This is a genomic window from Streptomyces sp. SPB074, from assembly GCF_000154905.1.
Taxonomy (GTDB): Bacteria; Actinomycetota; Actinomycetes; order Streptomycetales; family Streptomycetaceae; genus Streptomyces.
Window position 1 is genome coordinate 6,685,270 of the sequence record NZ_GG770539.1, and the last position, 11,964, is coordinate 6,697,233.

Consider the following 11,964-nt stretch of genomic DNA (forward strand, 5'->3'; position numbering starts at 1 on the left):
CAGACTCGGGATGACGTGCGGCATGGGATGTCCTCCTCGGCCGGGGCGCGGCCACTCCGCACACCCTCACCACCTCCGACCGTCCCACCGCCGGGAACTCACCGCATCCGGGCCCGCCGCCCCCTTCCCGTAGGCTCAAGGGGTGTTCCCGCACCGCCTGCCCGGCCTCCTGCTCGCCCTGGTCCTGCTCGCCCTCGCCGCCTGCGGCACGGACCCCGCCACCGAGGCACCCCCCGCCCCGCGCCTCCCGCCCCGCCACCAGGGCGTCGACTACCAGCTCGGCGGCGCCTACCCGCCGCCCGAAGGGGCGCGGATCGTCGTCCGCGACCACACGGCGAAACCCGCCGCCGGGCACTACAACGTCTGCTACGTCAACGCCTTCCAGGCCCAGCCCGGGCGCACCGCCGACTGGCCGGCCGACCTCCTCCTGAGCGACGCGCGCGGCCGGGCCGTCATCGACCGCGACTGGGACGAACGGCTCCTGGACCTGCGCACCCCGGACCGCAGGAAGCGCGCCGCCGCGCGGGTGGGCCGCGAGATCGCGGAGTGCGCCCGGCGCGGCTTCCAGGCGGTCGAGCCCGACAACTACGACAGCTACTCCCGCTCGCACGGCCTGCTGACCCCCGGCGACGCGACCGCCTACCTCACCCTCCTCGTCCGCGCCGCCCACCGCCACGGTCTCGCCGTCGCCCAGAAGAACACCGCCGAACTCGCCGCGGTGCGCGAACGGGTCGGCCTCGACTTCGCGGTGACCGAGGAGTGCGGCGCCTACGAGGAGTGCGAGACGTACCTGCGCGCCTTCGGCGGGCACGTCATCGACATCGAGTACACGCGCGAGGGGCTGCGCGCCGCCTGCGCGGTGAAGGACCTGCGCCGCGCCGTCGTGCTGCGCGACCTGGACCTCGTACCGAAGGGCGGGAAGGGGTACGTACGGGCCCTGTGCCCCGCCTCCTCGTGAGCCGCCGGCCGCTTGCGCCCCGCGCTCAGTCCGGCAGCGGGGTCACGCGGCGCGGCGTGCTCGGCGACTGGTGCGTGCTCGTCGGGAGCATCCTGATCTCGCCCTGCGGATTGATCTCCGCCTGCACGATGCCCGTCTCGTCGCGGTAGAGCGGGGCGCCGCCCGGGCCCGTCTGCTGGGTGCGGATCACCGTCACCGCCGCCGGGCCGCCGCCCGGTTCGCCCGTCGTCTCGGTGGCGTCGAAGGTCAGCTCGTAGCGCTCGGGCTGCATGACAGGCTCCGTCCTGCGGGAGGGATCGCGGGCAGCGGCTGCCCCCTGCATGATGCGGGCAGCGGCCCGGCAACGGCGTGCGGGGGTGCGCCGTTCGGGGTGCCGCCTCACCACCCCAGCCCGTGGAACTCCCTGCGCAGCGCCGCGAAGCCCCGCTCCTCGCGCGAGGGGTGCACGCGGTTGGTGAGCAGCACCGCGTACCGGCCCCTCTCCGGGTCGATCCACAGGCTCGTCCCCGTGAACCCCGTGTGCCCGTAGGAGAGGGGGCCGAAGGAGCCGCCGACGGGCGAGGCGTCGCCGGGGTCCTGCCCCTGCCAGGCGAGCGTCCGGCGCAGAGCGAGCCCGTCGGTGCGCGGGGCCGTCATGCGCGCGTACGTCTCGGGGCGCAGCACCTCCCGCGCGCCGCCGGCGAGAGAGCGGGCGAGTCCTTCGACGTCGGCGAGCGGGGCGAAGAGCCCGGCGTGCCCCGCGACGCCGCCGAGCACGACGGCGTTCTCGTCGTGCACCTCGCCGCGCACCACGCGCCCCCGCCACGGGCACTCCTCGGTCGCCACCGCGCGCTCCGGCGGCACGGGCCCGAAGCCCGTCCCGCGCAGGGCGAGCGGCGCGGCCACGTACCGCTCGACGAGCGCGTCGAGTCCCGCGCCGCCCGCCGCCTCGGCGAGCAGCCCGAGGAGCATGAAGCCCTGCGAGGAGTACGTGACGCGCGCGCCGGGCGGCCCGCTCAGCGGCAGCCGCGCGAGCCCGTCGAGCAGCGCCTCGCGGGTCGGGTGCGTGCGGTACATCGGGACCTGGCCGGGCAGCCCGGAGGTGTGGTCGAGCAGCGCCGCGACGGTCAGCGGGGCGATCGGCGTGTCGCGGTAGCGCGGCAGGTACGCGGAGAGCGGCGCGTCGAGCGCGAGCGCGCCGCGCTCGGCGAGGGCCATCACGACGAGCCCGACGACAGGTTTCGTCACGGAGGCGAGGTCCCACAGGTCCGTGCCGTCCAGCGCGGGACCCTCCCAGGCCCGGGTCCCGAGCCACCCCCGGTCCACGCCGCCGTCCGGCGTCGAGACGGCCCAGGCGGCGCCCGAGTACAGGCCGCGCTCCCGCCCCCCGGCGAGCAGCGCGCGCCGCGCGGCGCCGGTGTCCGTACGCGGGTCGCTCATCGTCCCTCGCCCTCCGCCCCGACGACTCCCGGGCGCGGCGCCTCGACGACGCCCAGGCGGGGCGGGGCCTCCGCCGCGAGCCCGGCCTCGATGCCGCGCGCGGCCGAGAGCGCGAGCGGCGCGTACATCCCGGCGGCCGTGTCGTCGAAGGTGAACAGCGGCCCGCTCAGGACGAGTACGCCCGCGAGCACGCCGTCCGGGCCGCGCACGGCGACGGCCAGCGCGCGCCGCGCGGCTCCGGGGCCGACCCGGTCGAGCGCCCAGCCGTCGCGGGCCGCCCCGGCCAGTGCCTCCGCGTCCTCGGCCTCGTTCCCCGCCGCCCCGCCCAGGGCCCGCACGAGCAGCCCCCCGGCCCCCGCCGTGAGGCGTTCCCGCTCACCCGGCCGCGGCCCGAGCGCGAGCCCCGTGCCGGGCGCGCTCACCTCGACGTGCACCAGCCATTCCCGGTCGCCCACCGCGTACGAGGCGAACAGGCCCGTCCGGGAGGCGAGTTCGGCGAGGACGGGGCGGACGTGCCGCAGCACGGGCTCCTCGGCGAGCACCGCCGCCGCGAGCCCGAGCAGACGGGGACCGGGCCGGTAGCTGCCGCCCTCGGCGGGCTCGGCGAAACCGGCGGCGGCCAGCGAGCGCAACAGCCGGTGCACGGTGGGCTTCGTGAGGCCCGTACGCCGGGACAGTTCGGCGAGCCGGTGCGGCGCGCCGGTCGCGACGAGCGCCGAGAGGACCTCCATCGCCTTGTCCACGGGGCCCGGGGCGGTCCGGTCCCCGGGGCCGGCCGCGAGGCCCGCCCCTGGCGAAACGTCGGGAGCGGCGAGGGCCGCTGACTGCGAAGGACTGTTGACCGTTTTCCCCATGGGGTTTAGCTTACCCGCACTGCATTCCATCTGCCGGAACGGGTGTGTTGCTCAATGGAACGAATACCTCGGGGTGCGCCACACGGGCCCCGCCCGTCGCGCCGCACCGTGCTGCGCTACGGCGGAGCGGCGGTGCCCGTGCTCGCCGCGACGGGGCTCCTCACCGGCTGCGGCACCGAGCCCGCCACGCACGCGGGCAACGTCCTCCGCGTCTCCCAGACCGGCGACCCGAAGACCATGGACCCGCAGAAGCAGGGCGACATGGTCTCGATGAACGTCCTCGTCAACCTCTTCGACACCCTCACCGTCCGGGGCCGCGACAACAAGCTGCGCCCCGGGCTCGCGCTCACCTGGAAGGCCGTCTCGCCGAAGGTGTGGCGCTTCACGCTGCGCCCCGGCGTCCGCTTCCACAACGGCGAGGCGTGCGACGCGAAAGCCGTCAAGTTCAGCCTCGACCGGCTCCTCGACCCCGCCACCAAGTCCCCCATCGTGGAACTGCGGTACGTGGAGGGGGTCACCGTCGTGGACGCGCACACCGTCGACGTCCACACCTCCCTGCACGACCCGATCCTCCCCGACAAGGTGTCCCTCTTCGGCGGCGTCGTCGTCCCGCCCGGCTACCTCGCGAAAGTGGGTGACGACGGCTTCGCCAACCACCCCGTCGGCACCGGCCCGTTCACCTTCGCCCACTGGCAGCGCGACCACGAACTGCGCCTGCGCGCCTTCCCCCGCCACTGGCGGGGACGCCCGGGACCCGACGAACTCGTCTTCACCCCCGCGCCCAACGCCTCCTCGGCGCTCGCCGCGCTCCAGAGCGGCGAGGTGGACCTCGTCAGCGGCCTCACCCCCGACGCCGCCCAGCAGCTCGACGGCTACCCCGGCGTCCACCTCGACCACCACTCCGGTATCCGCACCTCCTACCTCTCGCTCGACACCCTCTCGGACGGCCCCCTGCGCGACCGCCGCGTGCGCCAGGCCCTCAACCACGCCATCGACGTGCCCCTCCTCATCAAGGCCGTGCTCAGCGGCAAGGCGCAGGAGGTGCCCGCGATGATCCCGCGCGGCGCCTTCGGCTTCGACAAGGCGGTCACGCCGTACACCCGCTCCGTGGGACGCGCGAAGGACCTCCTCGCCGAGGCCGGGCACCCGCACGGCTTCCACACCACGCTCACCGCCTCCAACGTGGACGCCAACGTCGCCGAGGCGCTCTCCGGACTCCTCGCCCGCGCCGGGGTGCACGCCCGGGTCAACCTCCTGGACCCCGGCACCTACGCGCAGCGCCTCACCTCCGACAACCACGGCGCCCTCGGCCCGCTCTACCTCGCCGCCTCGACGGTGTGGACCCTCGACGGCGAGAGCATGATCCAGTCCAACGTGCGTTCCGACCGGCGCCAGAGCCGCTGGCACGACAAGCGCGCCGACGCCCTCGTGGACGCCGAGGAGCTGTCCGTCGAACCGGCCACCCGCCGCCGCGCGTTCAGCAGCCTCCAGGAACGCCTCAAGACGGAGGCGCCCTTCGTGTCCCTCTACCAGATCGACAACATCTACGCCCGCAACAACCGCCCCCACTGGACCCCCGGCGCCGCCGGAGTCCTCGACATGGCGAGCGCGGAGGTCACCCGATGAGCGCCACGCTCGCCCCCACCCCGGCACCCGCGGCCGTCAAACGCCCCGGCCGCTCCGGGCACGTCCTGCGCGGCCTCGCCCTCCGCGTCGGCACCGCGCTCCTCGTCCTGCTGTGCACGGCGACCGTCGCCTTCTTCCTCGTCAGGCTCTCCGGAGACCCCGTCAAGGTCCTCCTGCCGCCCGACGCGACCGCCCAGCAGGAACACGTCCTGCGGCACAGCCTCGGCCTGGACCGCCCGCTGTTCACCCAGTACCTCGACTACCTGTGGGGCCTGCCGCGCCTCGACTTCGGCGACTCCCTCTTCTACAACCAGCCGGTGCGCACCGTGCTCGCCGACCGCATCCCCGCGACCCTTCTCCTCGCGGCGGGCGCCCTCGTCGTCACCCTCGTCATCGCGCTGCCCGCCGGCATCCTCGCCGCGATGCGCCGGGGCCGTGCCACCGACCGCACCGTCATGACCGGCGTCCTCCTCGGCCAGTCCACGCCGCCGTTCTGGGTCGGCATCCTCCTCGTCCTCGTCTTCGCCGTCGGCCTGCACGCCCTGCCGGCCTCCGGGTACGGCAGCTTCGCGCACCTCGTCCTGCCCTCGGTGACCCTCGCCGTGTACTCCGTCGCCGTCGTCGCGCGGCTGCTGCGCTCCTCCCTCGTGGACGTCCTCGGCTCCGACCACATCCGCACCGCCCGCGCGCGCGGCGCCGGCCCGGTCCGCACCGTCCTCGCGCACGGACTGCGCAACGCCTCGCTGCCCGTCGTCACCGTCGTCGGCCTGGAGGTCGGCAGCCTGCTCGGCGGCGCCATCCTCACCGAACAGGTCTTCTCCTGGCCCGGTGTCGGCCGCCTGACCGTCGAGGCCATCTCCAACCGGGACTTCCCCCTCGTCCAGGCCACGATCCTGCTCTTCGCCGCGACCTTCGTCGTCGTCAACCTCCTCGTCGACCTCTCCTACAGCCTCCTCGACCCGAGGGTGAGGACCCGCGCATGACCACCACCACCGCACCGCCCGCCACCGGGGCCGCCGTCCCGCCGCCCGCCCCGGCGAGCACCCGCGCCGCCGCCGTGCGCTCCCTGCTGCGCAACAGACTCGCCGTCGCGGCCCTCGCCTTCCTCCTTCTCGTCCTCGTCTGCGCCGTCTTCGCCCCGCTCATCGCGCCCGCCGACCCCAACGCGCAGGACCTCCTCGCGCGCCTCAAGCCCCCCGCCTGGCAGCACGGCGGCAGCTCGGCTCACCTCCTCGGCACCGACCAGCTCGGCCGCGACCTGCTCTCCCGCGTCGTCTACGGCACTCGCGTCTCGCTCATGGTCGGCGCGGGCGCGGCCCTCCTCGCCGGTGTCATCGGCACCCTCGCCGGCCTCGCCGCCGGGTACTTCGGCGGCTGGACCGACCGCTTCCTCATGCGCCTCGCCGACGTCCAGCTCGCCTTCCCCGCGATCCTCCTCGCGCTCGCCGTCGTCGGCTTCGTCGGCTCCGGGCTCTGGTACGTGATCCTCGTCCTCGGCATCACCGGCTGGGTCTCCTACGCCCGCGTCGTGCGCTCCGAGGTGCTGTCGCTGCGCACCCGCGACTTCGTCACCGAGGCGCACGCGATCGGGGTACGGCACCCGGCGATCATGCGCCGCCACCTTCTGCCCAACGTCATGGCGCCCCTCGCCACGATCGGCACGCTGCACGTCGCCGCCGCCATCGTCGCCGAGGCGTCCCTGAGCTACCTCGGCCTCGGCGTCCCCAAGGAGACCGTGACCTGGGGCGCGATGCTCGCCGACGGACAGCTCTACCTCGGCACCTCGTGGTGGGTCGCGGTCTTCCCCGGCATCGCCCTCATGCTCACCTCGCTGGCCGTCAACATCACCGGCGACGCCCTGCGCGACGTCGCGGACCCGAAGGCGTACCGCCGATGACCGACACCCCCGCTCCGCACACCCCGGACGCGCACAGCCCCGCCCCGCGCACCGCCGAGGCGAAGACCCCCGGCGCGAAGGACCCCGTCCTCCAGATCCGGGACCTGCACGTCGACTTCCGCCTGGAGTCCCACACCGTCCACGCCGTCCGCGGCGTGAACCTCGCCGTCCACGCGGGGGAGACCCTCGCCGTCGTCGGCGAGTCCGGCAGCGGCAAGTCCGCCACCGCGCTCGCGGCCCTGCGCCTCAACCCCGAACCGCCGTGCCTGTACCCGCGCGGCGAGGTCCTCCTCGACGGCGCCGACATCCTGCACCGCCCCGAGCGCGCCCTGCGCCGCCTGCGCGGCGGCGACATCTCCATGGTTTTCCAGGACCCCATGACGAGCCTCGACCCGCTCCAGCGCTGCGGCCACCAGGTGAGCGAGGTCCTGCGGCTGCGCGGCGGCCACACCAAGCGGGAGGCCCGTACGGCGGCACTCGAAGCCCTCGCCGACGTCGGCATCCCCGACCCCGAGCGCCGCTACCGCCAGTACCCGCACGAACTCTCCGGCGGCCTGCGCCAGCGCGTCATGATCGCCGCCGCCCTCGTCGCCCGCCCCCGCGTCCTCATCGCCGACGAACCCACCACCGCCCTCGACGTCACCGTGCAGCGCCAGATCCTCGACCTCCTCACGGAGCTGCGCGAGCGCCACGGCATGGCCGTCGTCCTCATCACGCACGACCTCGGCGTCGTCGCCGAGACCGCGGACCGCGTCGTCGTCATGCGCCACGGCGAGGTGGCCGAGAGCGGCGGTGTCGAGCAGGTCTTCGCCCGCCCCGCCCACCCCTACACCCGCGCCCTCCTCGACGCGACACCCCGACTGGAGCCCGCCGCATGACCGCCACCCCGCTCCTCGAACTGCGCGGCCTGCGCAAGGAGTTCCCCGGACGCCCGCCGAGCGTCGCCGTCGACGGCGTGGACCTCACGGTGTACGAGGGCGAGACCCTGGCCCTCGTCGGCGAGTCCGGCTGCGGCAAGACGACGCTGACCCGCCTGCTCCTGCGCCTGACCGAACCCACCGCCGGGACCGTCCACTTCGACGGCACCGACCTGCACGGCCTCGACCACGCCGCGCTGCGCCGCTTCCGCCGCCAGCTCCAGGTCGTCCTCCAGGACCCGTACTCCAGCATGAACCCGCGCCTGCGGGTCGCCGACATCGTCGCCGAACCCCTCGTCACGCACGACTCCGCCTACCGGGGCAGGGGCGGCAGGACCCGCCGCCGCGCCCGCGTCGCCGAACTCCTCGACGCCGTCGGCCTCGACCCGGCCGTCCTGGACCGCTACCCGCACGAGTTCTCCGGCGGCCAGCGCCAGCGCGTCTCGATCGCCCGCGCCCTCGCGCTCGAACCCCGCCTCGTCGTCCTGGACGAACCCACGAGCGCCCTCGACGTCTCCGTGCAGGCCCGCGTCCTCGACCTCCTCGCCGAACTGCAACAGCGTCTCGGCCTCACGTACCTCTTCGTCTCGCACAACCTCGCCGTCGTCCGGCAGATCTCCGACCGCGTCGCCGTCATGCGCGCGGGCCGACTGGTCGAGACCGGCACGGCCGCCGAGGTCTTCGCCCGCCCCGCCCAGCCCTACACCCGCACCCTCCTCGACGCGGTCCCCGTCCCCGACCCCCGCCGACGCCGCCGGAGCGCCGCGTGAGGCCGCGCGCCGCGGCCGGGGCACGGGACGCGCCGGCCGTGCGGGACGCGTCGGCCGTACGGGACCACCCGGCGCCCCCCGCCCCGCGCTCCCCGGCCCCGCGCCCCGGCTCAGCGGCCCGAGAGCACCAGCCCCGCCGCGCCCAGCAGCGCGACGTCGTCCACCGCCGCCTCGCTCACCGCGACCCGCACCGGCTCACCGCCGCCGAGCACGTCGGCGCGCAGCCGCTCCTCGACCAGCGCCCGGAACCGCTCACCACCCTCGCGCGCCTCCCCGTGCAGCACGAACAGGCCGCACGCGAAGAGCTGCTGCACCGTCGCGAGGCCGAGCACCAGGTTCTCCGCGTACTCCGCGACGAGCCGCCCCGCCGCCTCGCCGGGCGCGGTGACGAGCGCGCCGAGCGACACCTCGCCGCCCAGGCCCAGCGCCCGCGCCCGCTCGCGCAGCCACCGCGTCGTCGCCACCGTCTTCCAGCAGCCCCGCCGCCCGCACGTGCAGCGGCGCCCGCTCGCCGAGACCGTCATGTGCGCGCCGCTGCGCCCGCCCGGCGGGGCCAGCACCTCGCCCGCGTACAGGATGCCGACCCCCAGGACCTCGCCCGTCGAGACCGAGGCGAAGGAGCGCCGCCCGCGCCCCGGACCGAACCAGCGGTCGCCGAGCACCTGCACGCGCGCCCGGTGCTCGACCCGCACCGGGGCCCCGACGAGGGCCTGGAGGCGCCGCGCCACCGGGTAGCCGCGCAGCGCCGGAGCCTCGTTCACCTCCACCACGAGCCCGGCCCCCGGGTCCACCACCCCCGCGGCGGCCACCCCCACACCGAGCGGGGCGCCCGCCGCGAGCAGCCCGGCCACCTCGGCGAGCGCCGCGTCCACCGCGTCCGCGCCCGCCGCCGGGTCGAAGACCGCGTCCGCCCGCTCCCGCACCACCCCCGCGCCGCTCAGCAGCGCCGCCCGCACCCGCCCCGGCAGCACCTCGACGGCGCCCAGCGCGCCGGGGCCCGCCCCACCGTCGTCGCCGGCCGCGCGGGCCGGGGACGGCACCAACCGCAAAGGAGTACGTTCATGCGCCATACGCCGACTCTGCCACGCCGCGCCACCGGGGTGACAGCCGCGTGAGCCACCGGAACCTGACCGAGACCACCTGGCGCGAGACCCGCGAGGCCGCACCCGACGCCGTCGCCCTGCTTCCCATCGGCTCGCAGGAACAGCACGCCGCCCACCTCCCCCTCGGCACCGACACCCTCCTCGCCGAGGCCGTCACCGAGCGTGCCCTCGCCCATCTCGCCGGACGCGCGGCGGAGGGCGAGCGGGTCCCGCACGTCGTACGGCTGCCCACGCTCCCGTACGGGCACAGCCCCCACCACCTCTTCGCCGCCGCGCTCACCCTCTCCGCGCACACCCTCGGCCTCGTGCTCGACGAGATACTCGACTCGCTCGCCGCGACCGGCCACCGCAGGGTCCTCGTCGTCAACGGGCACGGCGGCAACGACGAGATCATGCGCCTCGCCGTCAAGCGCTTCGCGCTGCGCGCCGAGGTCACCGCCGCCGCCTGCTCCTACTGGTCGCTCGGCGAACCGGCCGCCGACGCGGAGCACGCCGCGCTCGTGCCCGGCCACGCGGGCTGGTTCGAGACCTCGCTCATGCTCGCCGCGCACCCCGCGCTCGTCCGCACCCCCGTGCCCGCCCGCGCCCCCGTGACCCCGCCGCCGCTCTTCGACCGGCCCCCGTACCAGGGACTCACCACCGAGCGGCACGGCGAGTGGGAACGCGTCGGCGGCAGCACCGACGACGCCTCGGGCGCCGACGCCGAGCGCGGCGCGGCGCTCCTGGACGCGCGGGCCCGCGCCCTCGCGGAAGCCGTCCTCGCCTTCGACCGCGCGACAGGCGCCGAGACCGGCGACGGCACGGGCTGAGCCGCCCCGTACTCCCGCACCACCCGCACCACCACCCAGCGAGGAACCCCATGAAGATCACCGGCGTCGATGTCCACGTCGTCAACCTCCCCCTCCTCAACCCCTTCACCTCCTCCTTCGAGACGAAGACGGGCGAGACCCGCACCGTCGTCCGCGTCCGCACCGACAGCGGGATCGAGGGCTGGGGCGAGACGATGTGGGGGCAGCCCGTGGCCGCGCTCGTGCGCGTCCTCGCCGAGGACCTGATCGGCACGAGCCCCTTCGCGCTCGAAGCCTTTCACCGCAAGCAGCACATGGTGCCCTTCTTCCACGGCTACCTCGGCTACGCGGCGCTCGCCGCGCTCGACGTCGCCTGCTGGGACGCCATGGGCAAGGCGACGGGCCAGTCCGTCACCGACCTGCTCGGCGGCCCCGTGCGCACCGAGGTGCCGCTCACCGCGCTCATCACGCGCGCCGACGCCCCCGGCGTCACGGGCGCCGACCTGCCCGGCGCACTCGCCGAGCACACCGCGAAGGTCGTCGCCGAGGGCGGCTTCAGCGCCGTCAAGCTCAAGGGCACGACCGACGTCGCCGGGGACGTCGCCATCCTGCGCGCCCTGCGCGCCGAACTCCCCGCGACCGACCTGCGCGTGGACCCCAACGCCGCCTGGTCCGTCCCGGACTCGGTCCGCGCGGGCATAGCCCTGGAGGAACTCGACCTGGAGTACCTGGAGGACCCCTGCGTCGGCATCGAGGGCATGAGCCAGGTGCGCGCGAAGGTCCGCATCCCGCTGTGCACCAACATGTGCCTCGTGCGCTTCGAGGAGTTCGCGCCCGCCGTCCGGCTCGGCGCCGTGGACGTCGTGCACGGCGACGTCTACAAGTGGGGCGGCATCGCCGCGACCAAGGCCCTCGCCGCGCACTGCGAGACCTTCGGCCTCGGCATGAACCTGCACAGCGGCGGCGAGCTCGGCATCGCGACCGCCGCGCACCTCGCCGTCGTCGCGAGCACCCCGGTCCTCTCGCGCGCCATCGACTCCATGTACTACCTGCACGCGGACGACATCATCGAGCCCCTGACCCTGCGCGCGGGCAGCCTCACCGTCCCCACCGGGCCCGGGCTCGGCGTCACCGTCGACGAGGACAAGCTCCACCACTACGCCGAGGTCAACGCGAAGGAAGGCGACCTGACCCGATGAGCACCGACACCACCCCCGAGGCCCCCGCGGGCACCACCCGCCGCGCCCTGCGCACCGACGCGGCGCCCCCGCCCGCCGGCGCCTACAGCCAGGGCCTCGCGGCGGGCCCGTACGTGTACACCTCCGGCCTCGGCCCGCAGGACCCCGCGAGCGGCGAGGTCCCCGAGGGGATCGGGGCGCAGACCGCCCAGGTGCTCGCCAACCTCGCCGCCGTCCTCGCGGCGGACGGGCTCTCCCTCGCCGACGTCGTCAAGTCCACCGTCCACCTCCAGCACCTGCGCCGCGACTTCGCGGGCTTCGACGCCGCCTACCGCGCGGCCTTCGCGCCCGCGGGCGGCCCGCTCCCGGTGCGCACGACCGTCGGCTCCGACCTCATGGACATCCTGGTCGAGATCGACGTGGTCGCGCTGCGGCGCGCCTGAGCGGGGTACGG

13 protein-coding genes are annotated in these 11,964 nt (G+C 75.4%); 9 read left to right on the forward strand and 4 right to left on the reverse strand.

The annotated features are described in order from the left end of the window. Positions 1–142: 142 nt before the first annotated feature. A complete protein-coding gene (locus SSBG_RS28600) occupies positions 143–958 on the forward strand; it encodes an endo alpha-1,4 polygalactosaminidase (RefSeq protein WP_008749518.1) in 816 nt (271 codons plus the stop codon). A 25-nt stretch (positions 959–983) separates the two neighbouring features. On the opposite strand, the gene SSBG_RS28605 is transcribed toward SSBG_RS28600, so the two are convergent. The 3 genes from SSBG_RS28605 to SSBG_RS28615 form a co-directional block, all read right to left on the reverse strand. Beyond that, positions 984–1,229 (reverse strand): DUF6296 family protein, encoded by a 246-nt coding sequence (locus SSBG_RS28605; RefSeq protein ID WP_037870838.1) that lies wholly within the window; start codon positions 1,227–1,229, stop codon positions 984–986. 107 nt (positions 1,230–1,336) lie between these two features. Beyond that, positions 1,337–2,377 (reverse strand): serine hydrolase domain-containing protein, encoded by a 1,041-nt coding sequence (locus SSBG_RS28610; protein WP_008749520.1) that lies wholly within the window; start codon positions 2,375–2,377, stop codon positions 1,337–1,339. Next, on the reverse strand, positions 2,374–3,120 hold the full coding sequence (locus tag SSBG_RS28615) for a helix-turn-helix domain-containing protein (protein ID WP_050776838.1): 747 nt from the start codon (positions 3,118–3,120) through the stop codon (positions 2,374–2,376). The genes SSBG_RS28610 and SSBG_RS28615 overlap by 4 nt, the downstream gene beginning before the upstream one ends. 165 nt (positions 3,121–3,285) lie before the next feature. Between SSBG_RS28615 and SSBG_RS28620 the strand changes: the two genes are divergently transcribed. Genes SSBG_RS28620 through SSBG_RS28640 form a run of 5 tightly spaced genes read left to right on the forward strand, consistent with a single transcriptional unit; the run spans position 3,286 to position 8,441 of the window. Next, a complete protein-coding gene (locus SSBG_RS28620; RefSeq protein ID WP_008749522.1) occupies positions 3,286–4,857 on the forward strand; it encodes an ABC transporter substrate-binding protein in 1,572 nt (523 codons plus the stop codon). Beyond that, on the forward strand, positions 4,854–5,840 hold the full coding sequence (locus SSBG_RS28625) for an ABC transporter permease (RefSeq protein ID WP_008749523.1): 987 nt from the start codon (positions 4,854–4,856) through the stop codon (positions 5,838–5,840). Before SSBG_RS28620 ends, SSBG_RS28625 begins: the two co-directional genes overlap by 4 nt. Further along, positions 5,837–6,754, forward strand: a complete 918-nt coding sequence (locus SSBG_RS28630; RefSeq protein WP_037870839.1) for an ABC transporter permease — start codon at positions 5,837–5,839, stop codon at positions 6,752–6,754. The genes SSBG_RS28625 and SSBG_RS28630 overlap by 4 nt, the downstream gene beginning before the upstream one ends. After that, positions 6,751–7,632, forward strand: a complete 882-nt coding sequence (locus SSBG_RS28635; protein ID WP_050776839.1) for an ATP-binding cassette domain-containing protein — start codon at positions 6,751–6,753, stop codon at positions 7,630–7,632. Before SSBG_RS28630 ends, SSBG_RS28635 begins: the two co-directional genes overlap by 4 nt. Continuing rightward, entirely contained in the window at positions 7,629–8,441 is an 813-nt protein-coding gene (locus SSBG_RS28640) for an ATP-binding cassette domain-containing protein (protein WP_037870840.1), read from the forward strand. The genes SSBG_RS28635 and SSBG_RS28640 overlap by 4 nt, the downstream gene beginning before the upstream one ends. Before the next feature lie 110 nt (positions 8,442–8,551). Here the strand turns inward: SSBG_RS28640 and SSBG_RS28645 are convergent, their stop codons facing one another. After that, a complete protein-coding gene (locus tag SSBG_RS28645) occupies positions 8,552–9,511 on the reverse strand; it encodes an ROK family protein (RefSeq protein WP_234010684.1) in 960 nt (319 codons plus the stop codon). Between the two features lie 41 nt (positions 9,512–9,552). Between SSBG_RS28645 and SSBG_RS28650 the strand changes: the two genes are divergently transcribed. Genes SSBG_RS28650 through SSBG_RS28660 form a run of 3 tightly spaced genes read left to right on the forward strand, consistent with a single transcriptional unit; the run spans position 9,553 to position 11,953 of the window. Next, a complete protein-coding gene (locus tag SSBG_RS28650) occupies positions 9,553–10,353 on the forward strand; it encodes a creatininase family protein (protein WP_008749525.1) in 801 nt (266 codons plus the stop codon). Positions 10,354–10,403: 50 nt separating this feature from the next. After that, positions 10,404–11,531 (forward strand): mandelate racemase/muconate lactonizing enzyme family protein, encoded by a 1,128-nt coding sequence (locus SSBG_RS28655; protein WP_008749526.1) that lies wholly within the window; start codon positions 10,404–10,406, stop codon positions 11,529–11,531. After that, positions 11,528–11,953, forward strand: a complete 426-nt coding sequence (locus SSBG_RS28660; RefSeq protein ID WP_008749527.1) for a RidA family protein — start codon at positions 11,528–11,530, stop codon at positions 11,951–11,953. The genes SSBG_RS28655 and SSBG_RS28660 overlap by 4 nt, the downstream gene beginning before the upstream one ends. Positions 11,954–11,964: the final 11 nt, after the last annotated feature.